General features: G+C 31.5%; 17 protein-coding genes. 10 read left to right on the forward strand and 7 right to left on the reverse strand.

Features of this window, described 5'->3' with window-relative positions:
- Positions 1–979 precede the first annotated feature (979 nt).
- The gene (locus EAH81_RS06145; RefSeq protein WP_140504875.1) at positions 980–1,420 is read right to left on the reverse strand and encodes a hypothetical protein; all 441 of its coding nucleotides are present in this window, start codon (positions 1,418–1,420) and stop codon (positions 980–982) included.
- A gap of 393 nt (positions 1,421–1,813) precedes the next feature.
- Between EAH81_RS06145 and EAH81_RS06150 the strand changes: the two genes are divergently transcribed.
- The 6 genes from EAH81_RS06150 (at position 1,814) to EAH81_RS06175 (ending at position 9,676) form a co-directional block, all read left to right on the forward strand.
- Positions 1,814–3,712, forward strand: a complete 1,899-nt coding sequence (locus tag EAH81_RS06150) for a P-loop NTPase fold protein (RefSeq protein ID WP_140504877.1) — start codon at positions 1,814–1,816, stop codon at positions 3,710–3,712.
- Positions 3,713–3,714: 2 nt separating this feature from the next.
- Positions 3,715–4,455: a hypothetical protein gene (locus EAH81_RS06155; protein WP_140504879.1), complete on the forward strand. Its 741-nt coding sequence runs from the start codon at positions 3,715–3,717 to the stop codon at positions 4,453–4,455.
- Between the two features lie 2 nt (positions 4,456–4,457).
- Positions 4,458–5,813, forward strand: a complete 1,356-nt coding sequence (qatC, locus tag EAH81_RS06160) for a Qat anti-phage system QueC-like protein QatC (protein ID WP_140504881.1) — start codon at positions 4,458–4,460, stop codon at positions 5,811–5,813.
- Positions 5,813–6,544, forward strand: coding sequence for a Qat anti-phage system TatD family nuclease QatD (qatD, locus tag EAH81_RS06165; RefSeq protein ID WP_140504883.1), 732 nt, complete (start codon positions 5,813–5,815; stop codon positions 6,542–6,544). The genes qatC and qatD overlap by 1 nt, the downstream gene beginning before the upstream one ends.
- Positions 6,545–6,653: 109 nt before the next feature.
- Positions 6,654–8,648, forward strand: coding sequence for an argonaute/piwi family protein (locus EAH81_RS06170; protein WP_140504885.1), 1,995 nt, complete (start codon positions 6,654–6,656; stop codon positions 8,646–8,648).
- Complete coding sequence (locus EAH81_RS06175) at positions 8,636–9,676, forward strand: hypothetical protein (RefSeq protein WP_140504887.1); 1,041 nt, start codon at positions 8,636–8,638, stop codon at positions 9,674–9,676. The genes EAH81_RS06170 and EAH81_RS06175 overlap by 13 nt, the downstream gene beginning before the upstream one ends.
- Before the next feature lie 315 nt (positions 9,677–9,991).
- Here the strand turns inward: EAH81_RS06175 and EAH81_RS06180 are convergent, their stop codons facing one another.
- Entirely contained in the window at positions 9,992–10,900 is a 909-nt protein-coding gene (locus EAH81_RS06180; RefSeq protein WP_140504889.1) for a helix-turn-helix domain-containing protein, read from the reverse strand.
- A gap of 39 nt (positions 10,901–10,939) precedes the next feature.
- The gene (locus EAH81_RS06185) at positions 10,940–13,954 is read right to left on the reverse strand and encodes an RNA-directed DNA polymerase (RefSeq protein ID WP_140504891.1); all 3,015 of its coding nucleotides are present in this window, start codon (positions 13,952–13,954) and stop codon (positions 10,940–10,942) included.
- A 215-nt stretch (positions 13,955–14,169) separates the two neighbouring features.
- Here EAH81_RS06185 and EAH81_RS06190 point away from each other — a divergent pair, with 215 nt between their 5' ends.
- On the forward strand, positions 14,170–16,311 hold the full coding sequence (locus EAH81_RS06190; protein ID WP_140504894.1) for an ATP-dependent nuclease: 2,142 nt from the start codon (positions 14,170–14,172) through the stop codon (positions 16,309–16,311).
- A gap of 1 nt (position 16,312) precedes the next feature.
- Positions 16,313–18,118: a UvrD-helicase domain-containing protein gene (locus tag EAH81_RS06195; RefSeq protein ID WP_140504896.1), complete on the forward strand. Its 1,806-nt coding sequence runs from the start codon at positions 16,313–16,315 to the stop codon at positions 18,116–18,118.
- Positions 18,119–18,285: 167 nt separating this feature from the next.
- Here the strand turns inward: EAH81_RS06195 and EAH81_RS06200 are convergent, their stop codons facing one another.
- The 4 genes from EAH81_RS06200 to EAH81_RS06215 are packed head-to-tail and all read right to left on the reverse strand — an operon-like array spanning position 18,286 to position 20,785.
- Positions 18,286–19,590 (reverse strand): PcfJ domain-containing protein, encoded by a 1,305-nt coding sequence (locus tag EAH81_RS06200; protein ID WP_140504898.1) that lies wholly within the window; start codon positions 19,588–19,590, stop codon positions 18,286–18,288.
- On the reverse strand, positions 19,587–19,970 hold the full coding sequence (locus EAH81_RS06205) for a PcfK-like family protein (protein WP_140504900.1): 384 nt from the start codon (positions 19,968–19,970) through the stop codon (positions 19,587–19,589). The genes EAH81_RS06200 and EAH81_RS06205 overlap by 4 nt, the downstream gene beginning before the upstream one ends.
- A 27-nt stretch (positions 19,971–19,997) precedes the next feature.
- Entirely contained in the window at positions 19,998–20,357 is a 360-nt protein-coding gene (locus EAH81_RS06210) for a hypothetical protein (protein ID WP_140504902.1), read from the reverse strand.
- 38 nt (positions 20,358–20,395) lie between these two features.
- Positions 20,396–20,785: a single-stranded DNA-binding protein gene (locus EAH81_RS06215; RefSeq protein ID WP_140504904.1), complete on the reverse strand. Its 390-nt coding sequence runs from the start codon at positions 20,783–20,785 to the stop codon at positions 20,396–20,398.
- Between the two features lie 301 nt (positions 20,786–21,086).
- Between EAH81_RS06215 and xseA the strand changes: the two genes are divergently transcribed.
- Both xseA and xseB read left to right on the forward strand, forming a co-directional pair.
- A complete protein-coding gene (xseA, locus tag EAH81_RS06220) occupies positions 21,087–22,523 on the forward strand; it encodes an exodeoxyribonuclease VII large subunit (protein ID WP_140504906.1) in 1,437 nt (478 codons plus the stop codon).
- Entirely contained in the window at positions 22,501–22,707 is a 207-nt protein-coding gene (gene xseB, locus EAH81_RS06225; protein WP_140504909.1) for an exodeoxyribonuclease VII small subunit, read from the forward strand. Before xseA ends, xseB begins: the two co-directional genes overlap by 23 nt.
- Positions 22,708–22,867 lie beyond the last annotated feature (160 nt).

Genomic DNA, 22,867 nt, shown 5'->3' on the forward strand with positions numbered 1-22,867 from the left:
GACTCGAACCTTCTAGAACAAAAAAACAAGTAAAATAAAAAGGGAGTTACATAAGGTTTTTTAATATATTCGAACCTAAACTCGTCAGCACCTTATTTTGTTGACTTTCTAGTTTTGAAAAACACCGTGTGCCACGATTTTGCCACAAATCTCCGATTGCTAAATATTATAACAGTTTTTAATGTTAGTAATGTTTCGAACTTAAGGTTTCAAGTGATTGTTTAACAATGTTTTAAACTGTCTTATGAAATTGATGCACCGATTCTGCACCTAAATTCAATTATGTCTATTTCAATATTTTATTCTTAAAAATGTTTTTACTAAGTTTCTAAAAGTTTCGAACCTAAACTCCTTAGGTCTTGATTTTGCTGGATTCTTAATTGTTAAAAATAGTTTGTGCCACGATTCTGCCACAAAACTCAAAGTATCGTTTCTGCCCTTAGTAATGATCTATTAATTTCTATCTTATTTGTAGTTTAAAAGCATTTTATATTACTCAATAGGACAAAACTAATTTCTGGAAGTGAAATTCGCAATATGCATTTCTGTATTCAAAGTCTATTCTTAAAAAATGAACTTTATTTATGTCCTTTATTTCTATTTTTCTAAGTCTCATTCTTGTAAATATTTGCAGTCTTTATGTCCCGTAGAGTGACCTCTACGTTACAAATTCCAAATCATTTTATGCAAGATTTAAAGAAATCGGTTTATTTTTAAGTTAATTTGTAAGAAAATTATTTGTTATTTTGCATTGATAGCGGTTTGTATGTATCGTAAGGGTTAAATGTTAAAAAGATTAATAATATAAACATTTAATTTTTATCAAAGAGCCTTTGATAAAAAACAAAGTCAAATCAATTTTGAAGGTAGAGTTTATTTTTAGATAAAGATTAAATTATAGTTCTTAAATTATAGCTCTTAGATTATATTGATCAAAATTCAAGTTTTAATAAGTACTGTTTTTTTTGCATTTTAATAATTATTCTAAAACGTTTTTATCTATTATCAAAGTAAAAAGTTCTCCACTACCTTTTGGAATTGGAGTTTTAATTTTCTTTATAACATTTACCCTAATTGTATAAGAAATTACTTTTTGTACATTTTGTGAGCTAATCTCTTCAATGTTTATTTTTATTATCTCAAAACCATTTATTTTTTGCGAAATAGAAATCTGTTCCTTTATAAAATCTAATTTGTTTAAAGATACAGACATCATTTTCTTCATTTGTATTATTGTCATTTCTTTTGTTAAAACGCCTAAAAGTTCTGCTTGAAACCTTATTGCATCTAGTTTATCAGCTACTTGAATAATTAATGGTAGTTTATATTGGTTTTCAGTTTTTGGATTTATAAAACGAAACTCTAAGTAAAAAGATTTCAAAGAGGTCTCAGGAATTTTTTTGAAGGTTTTTATAATCATATACGGAATTTACTTTTTTGCTAATATAATAAATTACCGTTTTCTAAAATAATTAATATTCAACCAAATATCTAAATTTATTTACCAATATAGAACTACATCTTAAATTGTTTTTTTCAATTATCTAACTATAAAAATCGTAAAATCGAATTATTAAATTATTGCGATATGTTTTGTAATAAAAATATAAAAAGCAGTATAAATACTGTTGTCATTTATTTTGGTTTAATATACCTTCCGATCAAATTTAGATATGATGATTTATTGTAGGATTATATAATATTTAATTTTAACGATTTTATAATTCATTATGGAAAACCGTAATTTCTTCTGGATTGAATAACATACTTTTACGAAAATTATTTATAAAATGTTTTAATAAAAATTATATAAATGTGGGCAGATAACGAAACATCAGAGGATTTATTAGGGTTTAAAGTACATGCAGATCTATTGGTGAATATCATTAAAGATGAATCGATTTTGCCAATTACAATTGGTGTTTTTGGTGACTGGGGAAGCGGAAAATCTAGCATATTACAAATAGTAAAAGAAGAGTTTGATAAAGACGAGGATAAAGAGTCGCTTTGTATATACTTTAACGGATGGACTTTTGAGGGTTATGATGATGCTAAAGCGGCATTACTCAATTCAATTCTTAAAGAACTGGAAGATAACAAAAAAATTACTGCCGAAATAAAAGATGCAGTAAAAGAGAAAGCGAAAAAACTATGGAAATCTATTGATTGGATGCGAGGCGCGGGGATGGTTTTAAAAAATGTTGCATTACCAGCGGTTTCAGCATATTTTACTGGAGGGGTGAGCTTAGTGCCCGCATCTATTCAGATAATTTCACAATGGAGTGATTCTCCCGAAAAGATAATTGAAAAGCTTCAATCAAAAGAAGGGAAAGAGATTTATGAATCATTTATAAAGCAAAAAAAAGAAGGGAATAATAGCTCGACAAATGCAATAGCGGATCTTAGAAAGGATTTCTATGATTTATTAGCCTCTACTGGTTTTAAAAGATTAGTGGTTATAATTGATGATCTTGATAGATGTAGTCCTGAAAGAATTATAGAGAATCTTGAAGCTATTAAACTTTTCCTCAACGTGCCAAAAACTGCATTTATTATTGGAGCTGATCCCAGAATTGTGAAATATGCAATCGAACATAAATACAAAAGTAACAAAGAAATTGAAGAAGATAATAACAGAATTGTTATTGATTATTTGGAAAAATTAATTCAGCTTCCCTATTCTCTTCCAAGACTTTCAGAATCAGAAGTTGAAACTTACATTTCAATGTTAATCTGTAAAAAAGAGGTTGGCGATACGAAATTTAAAAATGTGCTTGATGAATTTAAAAAGTATAGAATAACTAACAAATATTCTGCATTTGGATTGTCAAACTTCGAAAAGATTTTGGAAGCCCAAGAATTTGGAAAAGTTAAGGACAATGTAATTACAATTCCTTCATTAGTGCCCTTAATTACAAATAGTTTGTATGGAAATCCCCGACAGATTAAACGTTTTCTAAATACTTATACTATCAGAAAAAGGCTGGCAGAAGTTGCGTCGTTAGTAAGCTTTAATGACGCCGTTCTTGCAAAAATGATGATACTTGAATATTCTGAACCTAAGTTATTCAAGAAGTTATTTGAATGGCAAATAATTCAAGATGGAGTGCCAAAAGAAATAACCAATATAGAGGCTCTATGCAAAGACAAAGGGATTGAAGACGTTATTTCAGAAATTAAAGATTCTGATTTCAAAGAATGGAGTAAACCTAAAATAATAAAATGGTTTCAAATAGAACCTTTATTAACAGGAATTGATTTAAGGGATTATTATTGGATTGCTCGCGATAAGTTAGAAAATTCTATTACTTCAACAAGTATGATTCCGCCAGTAGTAAGGTCATTATTTAATGAGTTATTACCGGATAATATGACGGCAGCAGTTACAAAATCTTTACTATCTGAAAAATTTCAACCTTTTAGTGATATTGAGAAAGATGCGTTTTTCAATCTTTTATCTTCAAATTTAAAAAGAAATCCTCAGCAAAAAAGGTTGTATGACATTTTCAATGCAATGACAGAAGATAAAATAGAAAATACAGTTTATCAATATATGGAAACTCTTAAAATAATCAGCGTATCAGATATTGAACCTGCGGTTGCTACGAGATTAGCAGACTTTAAATCAGAAACTGAAATAGGAACTTTTTTGAATGATTATTTCAAAGATGGAAAAACAAGAGCAAGTAAGGCGTTTAATCTAAAAAAATAAAAATGGGAACATCTAAGTCATTTTCTGATGTAAAACACACGATGGTTCCGAATTGGGGGCCACTTAGCTCTTCGCTTACCTCAAATTGCGATTCTTCTAGTCTTCCTGCACCAAAACTACAGAATATAATGCGAAATTTTGTTAAGGCATTGGGGGGAGCATCGGCAGGGGGACGCGGTGGCTCAAAAGCTGGAGGAAGAAGTAGTATCAAGACTGCAAAGAAAATTGGAGGAGTTTTTTCAACTTTTATCAGTTCAGGTAATAATATTAGAGAAACTCTTGCATCTACTGGTTTAACAGATATTGATAATAAAACGGTTGGTGATGTAATTAATCACCTGATCGAATATTGTTCTGGGAGTGCTACATCAATTGATGATAATGCGGCAAAAGAAGCTACAAGACTATTATTGGAAGAACTAATTGGACAAGCTGAATCCATTGACAGAGTACAAACTCTATTAGAAGAAAGCTTCACGACTAGTAGATTGGAAGATGTAATAATTAAATATTTTGGGTATTACATTAATGAGCTTTTATCAAAGTGGTTTTATGAGAATTTAATAAAAAATAAGAATGAAAGTGATTGTAATAATCTTTTCAGTCAAATAAAAAATTTCATAGTGGAAAGAGTTGCCGATATGAACAAAAAGAATCCATTGCAAAATATTGATTGGAGTTCCCAAGAAGCAGATAGACTTGTAAAAAATATCCAACAAGATGTATTAACCGTATTTGAATAGTTATGATAGTAAATATAGTTATTGACGATGCTCATTATGGCAAGTTTTCAGACTTGCATCTTTGTTACATAGATAACGGAGTAAACAGAAGGATTCCATTATCTTTTTTAGGTTATGAAAAAGTTTTTGATTTCACGACTGATTTTGTCTCTGTAAAATTTGATTTTTTTCTGATATCTGCGATTGTTTATGGAGTCGATAATTTACTTAATCGGGCTATTTATTCAAATGATGGTTGGACAAGAGATATAGAAGTAGAGTTTCCTGTGAATAACTTAGCTGTTTGGAACGGTAAAGAAGATAAACTAAAACAAACTTTAGACTTCTTAACAGGAGATAATTGGCAGATTTCATTCCGAGAAATAGAAGATGTTGATTTATTTCAACCACGTACAAATAGAAGGAAAGTTCCAAATTATGATAAAAATCTTATCAAATCTGTAAGTTTATTCTCAGGCGGATTGGATTCTTTAATTGGAGTTATTGATGAATTGGAAAAGCTTAGTAATGGTGAAAGAATACTTTTGGTTTCTCATTTTGATTCAAAATCTCCAGGACCAAATGGAGATCAAAGAAAGTTATTAAGGCATTTAATGACCCAATACCCAAATAAGATATATTGGGTACAATCGAAATTGGCATTATCAAGAAAAGACATTGATGGTAATAGCGTAAGTATTGAGAAGAATTATCGAAGTCGTTCACTTTTTTTTATTGGTTTAGGTATTTATCTGTCATCTACTGATGAATTAATAATTCCCGAAAACGGTACAATTTCAATCAATTATCCTCTCACGCCATCTAGAGTAAGTTCTTTAAGTACAAGAACAACGCATCCTTATGTTTTAAAAAATATTCAAGAATTACTTGTAGAATTGAGGTTATCGACAGTAATACATAATCCCTATACTTTTAAGACAAAAGGAGAAATGTTTATTGAATGTACAAACCAAATATTTTTAAAAAGTATTTATACAGATTCGGTTTCTTGTGGTAAAAGAGGGTTTAGACAATTTCATTTTGACAATCCTAATGAGAATCATAGTTGTGGAAGATGCATGCCTTGTGTTTATAGGCGAGCGGCATTGAATAAAGCTGGCATGGATAATGAAGATCAGTATGGAAACTTTATTACAAAAGTTTCATCTTTAGGGAATAATGATTTACCAGCACTATTCAGTTACTTGAAAAAAAACATATCTTTGGAGAAAATGAAAAGAGATTTGTTAGTTAATGGAAATATAGAGATTAGTCTTCTTGAAGAATATGCTAAAATGGTGTTAAGGTCAAAACTAGAAGTTAAGCAATTATTTAGCGATAAAGGGAGTAATTTTGTAAAATCGGAATTGAATTTGTAATGAATGTTGATACCCATTGCCACATAGATTTATATAATAATCCAAAACAAATTTTGCAAGAATGCATAAAATCTGATATTACGGTTTTAGCAATGACTAATCTTCCAAGTCATTTTGAAATGGGATATCCACATTTTCAATCATTAAGAAAGATAAGATTAGCTTTAGGAATGCATCCCTTAATGGCAGATTCACACCAAAAAGAGTTTAAATTATTTCTTACTAATATTGATAAAACATCATATATTGGAGAAGTTGGGCTAGACTTTTCGAGAGAAGGTATATCTACAAAAACTATACAAATCGAGACGTTTACTAAAATACTAAACATTGTTTCTGGTAAAAAAAAGATACTAAGTATCCATTCTAGAAAGGCAGAAAAAGAAGTTTTAGAACTTTTAATAAAATATGATATTACAGCAGCTATCTTTCATTGGTATTCAGGCGAGTTAGGTATAATTGACTCTATTGTGAGCAGCGGGTATTATTTTTCTATTAATCCAGCAATGATTAAATCTTCTGCCGGAAGGAAAATTATTTCTAAAATACCTAAAAATTTTATTTTGACTGAAACAGATGGACCTTTTATAAATGAAAAGAATTTGCCATTGAAACCGGGAGAAACATCTTCTGTTGTTAATTTTTTAGCAGAAGAATGGAAAGTTACTAAACAAGAAGTAGAAAAAATTATAGCATCAAATTTTTTGCGAATAATTAGTTATTTGAAGTAGTTTTTTTTTAAATTAAGTGAGTAAAGCCATATTGTTGTTGCGTGGCAATTAAATTTATGAATAAATATTAAGAAGTGTATTAGATAAAAAAAATTGAAAAATTAAAATAATGAGCGGACTATTTTTAAATTTTTATCAAGTAGATATTCCTGCAAAAGCAGTTTTAATTGATTCAATTCAATATAGTAAATATGCTTCGAAGGAAGCTTTCTTTGCGTTAAAAGATAGTTTTCCTGATATTTTCTTCTACCGTGATGACGAGAATCTTTTAATTTGGAAAAAGAACAATAAAGCCCACCTTCCTGAAAATGTCTATCCAATAAATATTGACTTATCAGAGAAAACTAAAGTGCTCTCAAAAATATTAGAAAGGTCAATTATTGACTTCATAGAGCCGAAAGGGTACAAAATTTTCAAGAATAAACATTCAAATTGTTGGGAAATTATTTCTCCAAAAGACATCCTTAATAGTAGCATTGAAGGTTTGACAGTCAACAGAATTGTTAGTTTTTTACCCTGTTTTTTTTTCAAAGAAAGCAAATTGCTTTTAGGCTTTTCATTATCGACATCACTTAAAAATTCATTTACTTGGAGTAAGACAGAATTTGAAAAATACGGAATTGATATTAAGGGTTTGAAGGGCGATGAAGAACGAATTTATGCAAACAGACAGTCACTAAAAAGATTCTTAGAGACTAAAGGAGCGACGACCGAATATGATCAGATCATCAATAATGAAAACAGGAACGCTAAAGTATTTGCAGTAATAGATAATTTTTATAAATGGCTTGAAAAGAACAAATCGCAAATTCAATTGCCTTTTGGCTTGGAAATAAATTCAATTTCTAAAAAGTACCTGCCATTTGAGGATGAATTAATAAAATCTGAAATTATTGGTAAGCCACAGCGATACTTTTACAGCAACCGTAAAAATACACAAGGCTTACAATATTATGATCAAATGGTTAAGGCATATCAGCCTTATTCACTTGAACTTTATCAAAATAAGCAAATCAATATTGGTATTATTTGCCCATCAGAATACCAAGGCGAAACAGAAGGGTTCGTCAGAAAAACGGAGGCAAAGTTGAAAGAAGTATTTCATTTCAACGCCTTAAACATTCACTTCAAAACAATTAACAGCAAAGATTTAGAAAGCTATAAAGAAGTTCTTTATGACGAAACTTTACTTAATTGTGATTTAGTTTATGTTATTGTAAATGAAGCACAAGAAAAATTAAGCCCGAGCAATTCACCTTACTACGTTTGCAAAGCAAAGTTTATTGGCAATGGAATTCCAACGCAGGATATTCAGATTGAAACTATCAGACAAAATTTGAATGCTTTTACGATGACTAATATTGCTCTTAACTCGTATGCAAAACTTGGCGGTACGGCTTGGACAATTGAAAAGGAAGAAAAACTTAAAGACGAACTGGTTATTGGAATTGGATCTACACTTTCAGAAAACGGTCAGTTTGTTTTAGGAATAGCGCAAGTATTTCATAATGATGGGAGATATATGACGGGAGATTGTTCACCCCTTTCTTCGTTCGATAATTATGCTGAGAATTTAGAAAACCACCTTTTTAAAACATTACAGCCCTTGGTTGAGGAAATGAGTAAGTCGGGTACATTCCGTTTGATTTTTCATTTGTTCAAATCGGCCAGCGAAGAATATGAAATAAAAGCCATTAACAAATTAAAAGAAAGGTTTACGAATTTTAATTTTGAGTTTGCGTTGGTTCATTTGGCATATGGTCATAATTTCCGATTGTATAACAATGATGGAAATAGCGACATCAGACAAGGAACATATGTTCAACTAAGTAAGCATTCGGCATTGCTTCATTTTGTTGGAAAAAGTGACTTGCCTTTAAAAATTGATTTAGACAAACGTTCAACCTTTACAAGTTTATTCTACTTAGCAAAACAAGTCTATTGGTTTTCCCATTTATCCCATAGAAGCTATATGCCTTCTAAAAGGACAGTAACTATTATGTACCCTTCCTTGATGGCTAAAATGACTGAAGAACTAAAAAAAGTAGAAGGATGGGATTATGAAAGATTAAAAGCAGTAAGTGAAAAATTATGGTTTATTTAAGAGAAATATTAAAACATAATAGGGAAAAGCTGATTCAATACAAAAACATTGAGCTTGCTGCCTATTGGCATATCCGATCTTTTGAAGATTTACCTAATCAAACTTTTGAATTGAGCCCAGAAGAAGAAATTGCGCTGGTTGGTTATAAAAAAGAGTCTGCTGAAATTTCCAAAGTTATAGCATTAGTTTCTAAGCCTCCGATTAAGGGAATAAGCGCAACTTCCAATATATACAAATTTTCCGGGCTATATTTATGCGCAAAAAATCAACTTCGTGAACAAATGATTGAAAAGTATCAGCAAGGTGATTTAAAACAGAAATACTTTTTGAGCAAAATAGAACCGTCTTTACAAGTTCAATTATCAAAAGAAGTTTTGGGACTTCATGATAATTCTTTAGCAGTTCTAATAAATACAGTATTCGATATAAATACAGTAAAAGAAACAGAATTAAATATAGCATTACAAAGTGCCACATTAGGAGCTGACATTGATGTTCAATTACAAATCCTATTGGAGGATATTGAAAACGCTTTGCTTCAAACAAAGTTTGTGAACAAGAGCGCTGACGAAATGGTTCGTGATGTTCTGAATAATTTCAGTAATGCAATTCAAAAAATAATTAGTGGTAGAAGGTTAAATCATCCTAATTTTATAATTGAGGATGAATATGATGTTCAAGATATTTTGTATGTAATACTTAAATCACTGTTTCCAAATCTCCGGGATGAAGATCCAATTTCAAAAGTAGGTGGGAAATCAACAAAAATAGACTTAATACTTCGTGAAGAAAAAATTTTAATTGAGGTAAAAATGATCAAAGTTAAAGATTCTAACGAAACTCATTTCATTGAGCAGCTTAAGGTTGATTTTGAATCTTACCATCAATGTAAATGGATGAGAAAACTATTTTGTTTTGTCTACGATCCCTACAAGAAAACTCGCGACATTTCAAACTTCAATGACCTGAATGGAGAAAGAACAAAGGGGGAAAACAATTTTAACGTAGAAGTAATTGTAGTGCACTAGGAATAGTTATTGATGCTTGTTTAATGAGGGAAATTTGGGATGAAGCAATTATATTGATGACATTCTTTTAAAACCAGAAATGGCGCCTATTGGTCGCGACTATGCACTCTCACTCATTGAGGCTTTCATGGTTTATCATGTTATAAAACTTGCCAGTGATGCTGATACTCATGCCCTACAGTTTATTTAAATAGTCATTATTAAGAATCATTAAGGTTATTATTAAGTGGTCGTTGGAATTCATATCATAGTGACCACTTTTATACTCTATATTGTGAAGCATCGAGGTTGTTTATATTAAAAAAAAGGGAAAGTTTATTTGAACCAACGAGGGTTTTTTTCTACCAATTTTTCAATGTCTTTTAAAATGGAATTTTCTTCTATTGTTTCAATTGTTCCTTGATTGTAAATGGTTAAATCAATGATGTTTTTTTTACAAAAATCTACTAATAAAGAATTATGAAATCTTAAATTAAAAGATAATATATTAATAGATTCATTTGGAAATATAGGAATTACATCATTAGTTGCAATTGAAAAATAGCTCTCTGTATTAGTTTGAATATGTTTATTTTCTGTTGTGCAAATGAAATTTTTATTACCATAAATAGTACATACAACTCTATATTTTTCCGCAATATTATTTCCTTTATTGATTGCATGAATTTCGATGCTAATATAAATTTCGTCTATCAAACGTTTCATTCTGACAGTGCACCTATCAAATTCTACTCGACTTTCTGAAACTCTTAAGTATGAATCTCTAACTTCATATTCTTCCATTGGAACAGATTTAAAATTAAATCTGCGGTAGTATTTTTTATCGGCGTTTATATGTGGACTGCTTCCAGATTTAGGAATTTTTACAATGTAAATAGTTTTAGTAATATCATTGTCAAAGCGAACTGGGATAATTAATAAATTTTCAATTCTTTGCTGAATGTTAGTTGTTATCTTATTTTCTAGCCACTCTTTATTGTATTTATCGCCATCAATGAATGACAATCCACTGGCAACATGATTTTCTTCATTTATTCCATAAAAGATCATACCGCCATCAGAATTAGCAAAAGCACTAACGTCTTTCGATATTTCCTTACCATTTTCAGAAGATAATGCTCTTGCATCTTTAAAGTCGATATTGATTGATTCCTCTGTTTTTGATGATATTATGTCTAATATTTCTTCTTGTGTGAATTCTATTTTATCCAGTAAACTTGCCATAAATCTTAATATATTGCTTTTATAAGTTACTTTGAAAATTTAATTTTTCAAATCTTTCAATCTCCTAAATTCACTTATTTCAAAACCAGTCGGGACTGGTTTAAAAGGTTTTTCTGGAGATTTATAATTTCTTTGAAAATCTCGCAGCTGGATTGCCTTTACGGTAGTTACAACAAAGAAGTCTAAATCTCCTCCTTTTATTCTTGCAACATCACGTTCATAACTTTCTTTAAACGGACCTCTTAGCCTTGTGTCTCCGTAGCTTCTATTATTTACTTGGGCTACAAAACAATGGAGATCGTTACTTGTTGCAGCAACTATATTATTATACATATCGATATCTTTATTCCATTCCACTACAATAAGCATATCAATTTTCCCACGGAGGGCTTGACGATAATCGATATTTAATAAGTCATTACATATTAGTCCACTAAAAAAGAAATTGTTATGGTCAAAAACATATTTCATTTCACTTTTATAACTCAATGACAGCCCACCGGTATTGTATAATTCCGATTCTTCATGAATCGCAGGTACAGTTTTTTCTTGTGTAATCGCTACTTGATCGTAAGATGATCCATTAAATGCATTTAATACATATAATAGTTGGTTATATACTAGTCCATTATTGTTTTTTGAATTATGAAGCTTTTTTTGATACTCTACTCCAACAATTAACGAAATACCTTTCGATCTTAGTTTTTTAGCAATTTCAATCAAACTGTGTCTGGGCATTGATAACTCTGGCAATATGATATACTGTAAAGAGATTTTATTTTTTCTAATTTCTTCTAGGATATTATTAATAAGTCTATTCAATCTTGTATATCTTGATTTATCTGGCTCAAAATTATCATTGCGTACATGTGCAACCCAACTTTTTGCATCGGTATAAAAATTGGTCAAAATTATGTGTGGATTTTGAACTTCTTTATTAGATTTTAATTTTATGAAATTTAGATTATTTCCAAGCCCATCCTTATTTCCATAATTTTCTTTAATCTCTATTTCAATATTTCGAATTGAAAATAAATGAAGGTATTCGATAAATTTTTTCTGATTTTTAATGCTGTGTGACCAGGAAGTTATTATTAAACTAAGTTCTAACGCACTAAATTTCCTAGTACAAAAATAAAGAGCGTTAGGAGTAAGATTTAAATCCAAAAGTCTTTTTAAATCTCGGTTTACTTTTACAAATCGATGTAATAAATTTAAATTAAATGTTTTTAAGTTTAATGAAATAAGATTTAAATTAAAATAGGGCAAATGTTTTGATGCAGATTCTTTAGATGTTGGCAGGTCAGCGCTTAAGAAAACATTTTTAAATGGTATCTTATGTAAATCACATAAAAACAATCTAACTGGAAAAGCTCTAAATTCTTTGCTTGATAAATTAATAGTAATTAAATTTTCTTTCAGCAGGTTTTCAATCTGATTTGTGTTTTTTTTATCATTATAGTTTTGATTCGTAAGTATAGTCTCTACTATTTTTAAGTCTAGATATTCCTTTGACATTTTTAATCGCTCATCTTGACTTTTATTAATTCTTCCATTTTCAATTTTTCGAAAAGTCTCCTTATAGCTTTTTAGAATTTTTTCTAAGAAAAACAAATTTCCGGAAGAAGTTATAAGTCCGAAAATTCTTGGAATATACTGTGAAAATGTACTTATATTACTCGGATTAATAATGAAATCAGAGCAGATTTCCACAAATTCCTTAAGAGGGTTTTCCCACTCATTTTTTGGAGTATTGAGAATTAATTTTTCAAAATTTCTTAGTCTTAATGAAAATTTTAGCCTTTGGATACTTACACCATCAGCTTTTCTTAAAGTAGTGCCAGCTTCATTATTATCAGTCGTACTGGATGTAAACTGCTTATTAAGATTGTCTATATCATGTTCGGCATCAGGAAGAAGTCGCCATTCACTGCTGTTCTCAATCATTGAGTTTTGAATAGTTTCAATTAGTGCAATACCTGATTTTCCATTTAATAAAAATATTTTTTCTTTTTCCCTATTAAAACTTAAATCCACAAAGTGACTTTTTTCAAAGATTAGAGATCGCGTATTATTTTCTATACGAAAAGAACAACAATGTAATCTTTTTTCGATAAAATCCCAAAGTTGATTCCTATTCTCTAAATCTACCTTATCCTCAATAGCCAGAATGATGTCATCGACATATCTGCCATAAAAGACGGGATTTAAGCATTTTTCAATTTCTACATCTAGCTCCTCCAAATATAAGTTAGCAATTACTTTAGAGGCACTTAGCCCGATTGGTATTCCTAAGTGGTCCTGCAATTTGAAACTTAACTTTTTTACCTGTGCATAATTTATTTTGCTCCAGGTTATGAGTGATTCGGAAAAAATATAATTTAAATTTGAAAATTCTATAAAATCGTTTGCATTTGAATTAAAATAATTAATTAGGAATGCGGGATCTATAGAATGATAAAATCCTTTTATATCCGTACTAAGGACAGCTATCTTTTTATTGTCCTTCAGTGCAGTCGTGATAGTTTTTAAACTTTCATCCTGCCACGCTTTGTAATCAAAAAAATAGGGTCTAAAGTGTCCATTTAAATTCTCATAATCTTCTTCTTGTTTTTCATTTACTTGTCTATCTAGACGACAGCCATAACTGTTTTTTGAAAGCTTTTTTTCAAGATGTATACCAATTTTATCAATCCATAATGAACCTAAAATTTGAAACTCAATAGGCAGATCACCAACATATCTAAAGTTTATATTTTTAATTTTGTGAATTTTATTTTTGTCAAATTCATCTGAAAAAATCAGACCTTCGTTAGTTGTTCCTTCTAAATTTAGTGACTTTAAGCTAATGTTTATCCCACCAACAAATTCCCTACTTGTAAAATAATGTAAATTGTTTTTATTTAAATTTTGTAAAATTAGATCTAGATTTTCTAGTAAGTTTTGCTCATAATCAGCCAGCTTGAGTAATGATATATTATTTTTATCATAGTACATATCTGCTTTAACTTTTCTATAGGCAATAAGTAAATCTTTTAATGTATATTGGTTCATGATTTTGGTTATAAATAAGTTATTTACGGTCTTTTTTGATTAATTTAAGTAATGAAATAATTGATTTTATGATTTTTATCAATCTGTTATTTTTATTGTTGGTCAAAATGACTTTGATTTCTGCTATAAATATATTTAAAATTGTAGATTTTTGTAAATTTAATCTTAATCCATTTCTAAATAATTAAATTAGCCACGTTAAAATTTTTATTCATATGCACATTTCTGATGTTACACTTGTAAATTATAGAAACTTTTCTCAATCAAAATTTAATTTTAAAAAAGGTATAAATACTATTATAGGAGAAAATGGGTCAGGGAAAACAAACCTTTTTAGAGCAATAAGATTACTACTTGATAATAGTTTGTATTCTTCTGCTTACAAATTAGATGAAGGGGATTTCAATAGGAGTCTTGAAGACTGGCGTGGGCATTGGATAATAATTGCTATAAAATTTGAGGATATTTCTAATGAGGAAGCTCTGCAAGCTTTATTTAGTCATCATGTTGGAGTTGTTGAAGATCCTTTACATATTACTACTGCAACATATAATTTATTTTTTAGACCAAAAGTTGATATACGCTATAGACTTTCCGAATTAGAAGAAGGTGATATTGATGGATTAAACGCAATTTTAGATGAAATTGATATTGACGAAAATTATGAAACTGTATTTTATGGTAAGAGTAGTGTCGATTTTAGTGATCCTGAAGTGTATAAAAATTTAGTTGGAGATTTTGATAAAGTAATATTTCCAGCTACGTTTGATGCATCATTACATGGCGTTTGGGTACCTAACCAATTATCAGTTGCAAAAGAAATTTCTTTTACGTTTATTCAAGCTCTTAGGGACGTTGTTGCGGATTTTAATAACAATCGGACAAATCCTTTGCTGACACTTTTAAAAAATAAAAGCGGTGAAATTGAAAAAGCAGAATTTGATCCAATAGCTAAAATGGTTAAGAAATTAAATAATGGAATTGAGAGTTTAAAGGATGTTCAGACAATAAGAGCAGATATAAAGTCAACTATTAAAGCCGCAGTGGGAGAAACTTACTCTCCTTCTAGTTTGTCTATTAGATCAAATCTTTCTGAAGATGCAGGAAAATTACTTCAATCTTTAAAATTGTTTATTAGTGAACCTGATGAAGATCATGAAGGAGCAATTCATGAACTAAGTCTAGGTGGTGCAAATTTGATATTTTTAACATTAAAGTTATTAGAATATAAATATCGGAAGGACAAAGGTACTTTTGCTAATTTTTTAATAATTGAGGAGCCTGAGGCACATATTCATACACATATACAAAAAACTTTATTTGATAAACTTGATTATAGTGATACGCAAATTATCTATTCTACCCATTCTACATATATTTCGGAAGTTAGTGATGTTTCCAATATTAATATTTTAGCTAAAAAACGAAACTTTGCTGAAGTTTATCAGCCAGCAAATGGACTAGCAAAGGATGGAATAAAGCAGATACAAAGGTACCTTGATGCCGTTCGAAGCAATTTATTATTTGCGAAAGGTATAGTTCTAGTTGAAGGAGATGCGGAGGAGATATTAATTCCTTTGATGATAAAAAAGGTTTTAGGTGTTAGTCTCGATGAATTAGGAATAAGTTTAATAAATATTGGGAGTACAGGATTTGCAAATGTTGCTCAACTTTTTCATGAATTGCGTATTAGAAGGAATTGCAGTATAGTTACAGATTTAGACAGTTCCTTTTTTGATACCACTCTAGAAGATACTGATAGCGATAAGATTAAGTTACTAAAAATTAAAAGTATAAATTCAGAAAAATCAGGTTCAATAAGAAAAATTTCTTTAGATGAATTAGCTGTTGGTAATGATTATTTATCTGTGTTCTATGCTCGTACAACATTTGAAGTTGAATTCGTACAAGCTGGGAATTCAAGTGAGGTAGCAAATCTTGTTGATTCAATATATAAATCAGGAACAAAACAAAAGCAAGCAATTAAAGAGTTGTCTTCGGATGATATCAGCTTATTTGGAAGGAGAGTTTTAATAATGGCTAATAATGTTGGAAAAGGTTGGTTTGCCATCATGCTTGGTGAATATATAACAGCCGGAACAATTATTCCCGATTATATTTTAAAAGCTGTTTTATTTGCAAAACCATCATTTTCACGAATATTAATTGTTAATGTCATTAGTTTTAGAATTAATTTTTATGAAGGTTTCGAAGATGATTTGACAATTGATTTTTCAGAAGTAAAGAAAGGGCTAATAAGTTATTTTGTTGAAGAAATTGATATTCCTGCATTAGAAAAAATGTTGAAAAAGGTTATACCTAATGATCAAATTATAGATTTTTTAAATTCAATTTGATATGTTTATTTGGGAAAAAGGAGAGTTAAATTCTGAACAGGAGGCTGCAATTTTTGAGGAGCAGTCTACTTTAATTATAGCATGTCCTGGAAGTGGTAAGACTAGAACCTTAACTTATAAAATAGCTTATGAACTAGCACGTTTGAATTCAAGAAAACAATATGTCATTGCAATAACCTATACTAATGCCGCAGCTGATGAAATAAAGGATAGGATAGAATTATTAGGAGTTGACATTTCTCAATTATGGATTGGCACAATACATTCCTTTTGTAATGAGTGGATCTTACGTCCCTATTCATTATATGTTAAAGAATTAAAAAATGGATTTAAAATTTTAAATGCACATGATTCACAAAAAATAATTGAGGAACTATGTAAAAATGAAACAAATCCATCCATAACGTATTATGATTGTCAATTTATAGCAACTATTGATGAATATAAGATTGCAAATTTAGATACTCGCAAACATGTTGCAATTGGTAATGTTTTAAGACAATATCTTAAAATTTTACGTCAAAATCATCAATTAGATTATGAGCAAATTCTTTTCTATTCTTATCAGATCTTAAAATCAAGACCAGTAATATGTGAAGTTTTGGCCAATATATTTCCATTTATTATGATTGACGAATACCAAGATACAAAAGATATTCAGTATCATATCATTTTTTCGATTGCTAAGGCTGGGAAAACAAAAACAAAACTTTTTATTGTTGGTGATCCGAATCAATCAATATTCGAGACTCTTGGGGGCTATCCGATGAATAAAACAAAAATTGAAGCATTAACAAATTTGCATTTTGTTGAGCGACATTTAGAAAATAATTATAGGTCATCGGCTTTAATTATTAAATATTTTGATTATTTTAAAACATTTCCAAATGTAATCGCTGCTAAAGGTAAGTTTTCTGATTTTCAAAGTGTGGTAACTTTTAATTATACAGTTAATTATTCATTGATCGAAGATGAGATAGCAAGGTTAATTCTTTATAATATAAATGAAAACGGGATTTCTCCTAATGAAATCTGCATTGCTGCACCTCAATGGGTACATTTAGCTAGTTTGACGAGAAAATTAATGGTCAGATTACCAGATTACAGTTTTGACGGCCCCGGTATGGCTCCTTTTGCTCGTGACATTGATAATTTTTGGTTTAAATTATCTAGAATTGTCTTGACAGAACCTTCACCTAATATGTATATAAGAAGACTTAGATGGGCAAGGGAGATTTTAAATGAGTTAAATTCGGCTGGATTTGGTTCAGAAGAAATAACTAATAAACAACTACTAAAGATATGTAACTCTTTGAATATTAATGAGGAGGAAGGAATTTCCTATTTGGTAAAGGCGTTCGCCAGCATTATGAAGGAATTAAATGTGAAGATATCCTACTATCCATCACTTCAGGAACATTACGATTCATTTTTTGAGAGTTCTGAAAAGCGTATGAAAATGTTACTTGATGCTGGTAACGATTCGGTTAACACCATTTCTAATTTCAGAAAAGTTTTTAAGCAAAGAGAAGGCATTAAAGTTTCAACTATTCATGGTGTGAAGGGGACTGAGTACGATACTATAATTGGTTTTGGATTATTACAAAATTGGGTACCGCACTTTCAAGATGTTAATGGTATTGTAAATTCTAAAAAGATGCTATATGTTTTAGCATCAAGAGCTAGAAAACATCTTCATTTAATTTCCGAGTCAGGACGTCAAATAAATAGATATAATCCGCACGGATTATTGCCCACATCACATCTAATTGAATATGAATTTGATTATAATGATGAGCAGATTTAATAATAAAGTGTTTTTGAAAGAAAAACACTTTATTATTTTGTTATAAATACAATCATTATAAATCAAATAGCAATTTAAAAGGATTTGTTAATTAGCAATCAATCTAAGTTTTTACAAACTTTATATTGTTAAGCGGAAAAACCGAGAGTTCTTCGGTTTTTCCGCTTTTAGCATCTTTTTTCTTTCTTTAATCTTGAATAGATTTGATAAAGATTTCTATTCATCAAATTCAAGATAACTTTATGATGTTTTGATTTATTATTTTTTATTCCACGACATTGGACTACTTCCATATTGGACAGGGAAACTTCTATTGTTTCAACAGGTTTGTTATCTATTCTTGCAGACAACAGAAGGGAATCTTTCTTTTTGTAATACTCATTAGTAAATACACAGTGTTTTAAGGTATCTCCCTCTTCAATAAATTCACTCACATTTTCCAGTACGGAAATAGTTATATCTCCCTCAGAGAAGCGAAGCCCAAAAAACTGCTTTTTTTCTAGTGTATATAAGACCTGTGCCTGCTGTATTTCAGCACGCATTTTTAAAAGATATTTTTTTCTCTGCAATTCCCTTTTTTTAGCCACAAGTTTATCGTGAACTTCATGAAGATTTTCAGGGCAGATAAGAGAAACAGAGCTGAGATCTTTTTTAAACCATCGAAGCAGGGCTATATAATCTTCCCATATCCTAAAATCTTCGATTTTATATCTGTATTTCAGGCAGGTTTTAACCGCCTGCCAATTTTCCCTTATGTGCTGTTCATGAGATATAAGATAATAAGAAAGCAGGGAGGTCTGTGAAGATTTCAAAAGAGTTTCCGTAATAGAATCTTTTAAAAGGGAGGTAAAGAGAATCTGCGGAGTAATATTGTAAAATCCTGTTTTAAACCCGTTTCTTTTCAAAACAGGCAGTACTTTTAGCTGTGGAAAAACCTTGTAAGGATTGATTCTGTATTTCGGGGAGTTTTGAAAATCCTTAGGTCGTATTTCAAGAGGGGAGTAGTACTGCCATGCATCATAGACATTTGAAAAAACGTTTGTGCTAAGCGACATCGTGCGCACTTCACCTTTTGGGTTTATCCAATGTTGCATCACTTCTTTGTGAAAGTAGGTTGGAGCAGTATTCTTTTTCATGTGCTTATGAGAGCAGATGATACGCACAACCTGATACCCTGCACAGACATCTAGTACTGCACAGTATTCAATTTCCCTGAAATGCACCTGATTGCATCCCTGCATTTTTAGCCTACCCTGACAAGCTGTACATTTTATATATTTTTCGCAGGGCTTACTTTGCGATTCAGGTTTCCATGAATGCGTGCATTCCAAACAGTGAAATTTTCCACGAGATAAAACTCCCCATTTAAGGAAAATACTTTTTTCCGCCCAAGAGTTCATCTGCGCTGAAATGGGTTTCAGGGTAGTACTTAAATGGGATATCTCTTTCTCGCTGATGGTTTTCGGTGTCATAGGTCAAAAAGTGTTAAGGTTTGCTGTGCAATAGTTTTAGGAGACTTTACCGTTTCAGTTTTCTGTACAGGAGTTTCAGAAACGACAGGAGCGGATGTGAATAAATCAGCCTTTATAAGCTGACTTACCACAGCTTTACAATTAATGGGAGCAGGTATACCGATACTGTCATCGGTGTAATATTTGACCGCCATGTCAAAGATTTCCTGATCGTCAAAGGCGCAGAAACCTGTTTTTTTGACCTCGCCAAAAATGTAATTGATACAGTTCTCAAGGTTTTTGGATGCTTTTGTGAAGTTCTGCGCAAAGACGCTATCGTTCTGCGCAGTATCACTGAGGTATTTTTCCATGACGGATTTAAATTGTTCTGTAGCTTTCATAAGGGAAGATTTTAAGATTGAAAAATGTTATTCAAAATGGCTTCTATAGATTTCAAAACAGTATTCTTCAAAGCAGAGCCAGCACATAAAAGTGTAGTGAGGCATGCGGTGGCGGTTTTTAACAGGTTCGCCAAGAGAATCTTCGAGGTCTTCCCTGATGTTTTCCAAATCATCAAGGTGTTCGATGTAGAATTTTTTGCAGTCCGCATGGTATATAAATTCGGATATCATACCGCTCATGCATCCGCCATTCTGCAAATCCTCTAAAAAGGATTTGAGCTGTTCTTTTTTAGTCCCGTCATACGATCCTAGATTGGAAAGGATTATTTTATTGAATGCTTGGCAAACTTCAAACTCGGCGTATATTGATTTTTCTAAGGCTTTCATAACTCATTTTTTAGGCTTGTACATTATTTATGGGAGTATTAAAAAGGCAAATCGTCGGGTTCTTTTTCAGAATTAGTTTTAGTTCCTGTATTTACCTGTGGGGTATCCTGTTCACTTTTCGCAAATGCAAGGATTTTAATATGGCTTGTGTGAAAGGTCAGAGAGCCGTGCGCCTGCCCATCATTTCCGATATACACATTCATGCCAATGCGACCAAAGAGTTCCACTAGTGCGCCTTTTTTGAGCCACTGTGCTGATTTGGAAGAAACCCAATAGGAGCAGTTGATGTAGGTGACAATTTTTTTCAGCTCTGTGCTGTCTTTGGGTTTATAGCTGTCGTTGACAGCTATGGTAAAGTTTACAACCTCACGGTTTTCTTTTAGTTTAAAAACTGAGGCATCTTTTACAATTCGTCCTGTAATTTCCATGACATTTGATTTTTAGTGAATACTTGTTTTAAGTTCTCTTCCACCGTTTGCGCCAAATGAATTTTTTCAAAAGAAAAAACGGGAAAAAAGAAAGCACAAGTAAAGTGGCCGGATAAGGAAGCCGGAGTGCTATAAGTCCCGAAGGGCGGCGAGAGCCGTTATGCGCATGCAGGTGACGGCGGGCACTACTTTAGCTGCCCTTTTAACCCGTTTTGAATGAAAATCAGATTATACTTTTTGAGCCTTTTTGAGATTTTCGGCTAATAGTAGTACCTTAGCTAAACACAAGAAATCGCAATCAATGGAACCGCATCCCTATATCAGACTCTCAGCGCTTAATGACATGATTCATGATACGATCAGTGCTCGTTTTGCCGGACAGCGTTTCTGGGTACTGGCCGATATCACCAATCATTCCTATAAGGCAGATAAAAAGATCCATTATTTTGAACTGGTGGAAAAAGCACAGAACGGCAATGCCATAACAGCCAAGATGATGGGTAAATCATGGGGAGGAGGAGCCGTTCGTATTGAGGAATTTGAAAAAAATACAGGACAGACCTTTACCAACAATCTGCATGTACTGGTGCAGGTGAGTGTGGATTATCACCCCTTATACGGTTTGTCTGTGAGCGTTCTGGATATCGACAGCAATTTTATGCTGGGTATCTTAGAGCAGCAGCGAAATGCCACTCTTGAGCGTCTGGTAAAGGAAAATGATTATATCCAGAAAGTGGGGGATGGTTACTCGACGTTTAACAGCCGGCTTAAACTTCCGGCAGTAATTCAGAGAGTGGCATTAATTTCTTCGAGCAGTTCTGCAGGGAATGAAGATTTTCGCCACACGATGCAGCATAATGATTTTGGGTATGTTTTCCAGATAGATGATTATTATACCGTTGTGCAGGGAGATAACAACGCAAAACTATTCTTAAATAAACTTATTGAAATATATAATACCCGAATCCCATACGATGCTGTTGTCATTAACAGGGGCGGCGGCTCACAGTCTGATTTTCTTATTTTTGACAACTATAATATCGGGAGAGCAGTGGCCAAGTTTCCCATTCCGGTCATAACAGGTATAGGGCATCAGAAAAATATCAGTATAACCGATCTCATGGCCCATACCCACACCAAAACACCAACCAAGGCGGCAGAGTTTATTATTGCCCATAACCGAAGTTTTGAGCTGAATATTCTATCGTTACAGCAAAATATTTTAATAAAATCACAGCAGCTTTTTCATGTTCATTACAAAGAACTCAACCAACTTAAAAACGCTATTTCCCATAATGCAAGGGAACTGTTACAGATACATCGCGAGGAACTGGCAAAAACCAACCAGCGTATAATAAGCAGTTCAAGATCGGTTTTGTACGGACATCAAAAGCAACTTATCTTAACTGCCCATCAGGTAGTGCAGAGTCCAAAAATGCTTTTACAGCAGAAAAAAAATGCTTTAGTACATATCAAAAGTGCCATAAAGAGCTCAGCTAATGATTATCTTCGCAGAGAAAAGATCACTTTGGAGCACCACATGAAAAGTATTCAGATGATGTCCCCTCAGAATATCCTTCGCAAAGGTTATGCGATTGTGAAGATTAATGAAAAAATAATCAGTAGTGCGGAAAACATTCAGGCTGGGCAGGAGATTGAAGTGATCCTGAAAGACGCTAAACTAAAAAGCACCGTTAAAGAAAAAATACAATACGATGGAAGAGAAACTGACCTATGAGGCAGCATTAGCAGAGCTGACGTCTATTTCGAAAGAGATAGAAAACGAAACAATCTCGGTTGATACCCTGGCTTCAAAAGTGAAAAGAGCATCAGAGCTTATTGAGTTCTGCCAGACAAAGCTTAAAGATACAGAAGAGGAAGTCAGCAAGATCATCAGTAGGATGGAAAACCCAGAAAAATAAATAAAAAAGAGATATACTATCGTAATTATTTCTTCGTTATTTAGCTATATAACCCGAATACATAAGGAATACTTAACATAAAAAGTTTAAATATTCATTTATATATGCTTCTTACTTTATAAGTCCCATTACATCTGTAATGGGACTTTTTTATGTCATT

The organism is Flavobacterium pectinovorum, assembly GCF_006438875.1.
Taxonomy (GTDB): Bacteria; Bacteroidota; Bacteroidia; order Flavobacteriales; family Flavobacteriaceae; genus Flavobacterium; species Flavobacterium pectinovorum_A.

Bases quoted from the DNA above. Each gene is read 5' to 3' on its own strand.
- EAH81_RS06145 (WP_140504875.1), bottom strand. From the start codon at position 1,420: ATGATTATAAAAACCTTCAAAAAAATTCCTGAGACCTCTTTGAAATCT.
- EAH81_RS06150 (WP_140504877.1), top strand. From the start codon at position 1,814: ATGTGGGCAGATAACGAAACATCAGAGGATTTATTAGGGTTTAAAGTA.
- EAH81_RS06155 (WP_140504879.1), top strand. From the start codon at position 3,715: ATGGGAACATCTAAGTCATTTTCTGATGTAAAACACACGATGGTTCCG.
- qatC (WP_140504881.1), top strand. From the start codon at position 4,458: ATGATAGTAAATATAGTTATTGACGATGCTCATTATGGCAAGTTTTCA.
- qatD (WP_140504883.1), top strand. From the start codon at position 5,813: ATGAATGTTGATACCCATTGCCACATAGATTTATATAATAATCCAAAA.
- EAH81_RS06170 (WP_140504885.1), top strand. From the start codon at position 6,654: ATGAGCGGACTATTTTTAAATTTTTATCAAGTAGATATTCCTGCAAAA.
- EAH81_RS06175 (WP_140504887.1), top strand. From the start codon at position 8,636: ATGGTTTATTTAAGAGAAATATTAAAACATAATAGGGAAAAGCTGATT.
- EAH81_RS06180 (WP_140504889.1), bottom strand. From the start codon at position 10,900: ATGGCAAGTTTACTGGATAAAATAGAATTCACACAAGAAGAAATATTA.
- EAH81_RS06185 (WP_140504891.1), bottom strand. From the start codon at position 13,954: ATGAACCAATATACATTAAAAGATTTACTTATTGCCTATAGAAAAGTT.
- EAH81_RS06190 (WP_140504894.1), top strand. From the start codon at position 14,170: ATGCACATTTCTGATGTTACACTTGTAAATTATAGAAACTTTTCTCAA.
- EAH81_RS06195 (WP_140504896.1), top strand. From the start codon at position 16,313: ATGTTTATTTGGGAAAAAGGAGAGTTAAATTCTGAACAGGAGGCTGCA.
- EAH81_RS06200 (WP_140504898.1), bottom strand. From the start codon at position 19,590: ATGACACCGAAAACCATCAGCGAGAAAGAGATATCCCATTTAAGTACT.
- EAH81_RS06205 (WP_140504900.1), bottom strand. From the start codon at position 19,970: ATGAAAGCTACAGAACAATTTAAATCCGTCATGGAAAAATACCTCAGT.
- EAH81_RS06210 (WP_140504902.1), bottom strand. From the start codon at position 20,357: ATGAAAGCCTTAGAAAAATCAATATACGCCGAGTTTGAAGTTTGCCAA.
- EAH81_RS06215 (WP_140504904.1), bottom strand. From the start codon at position 20,785: ATGGAAATTACAGGACGAATTGTAAAAGATGCCTCAGTTTTTAAACTA.
- xseA (WP_140504906.1), top strand. From the start codon at position 21,087: ATGGAACCGCATCCCTATATCAGACTCTCAGCGCTTAATGACATGATT.
- xseB (WP_140504909.1), top strand. From the start codon at position 22,501: ATGGAAGAGAAACTGACCTATGAGGCAGCATTAGCAGAGCTGACGTCT.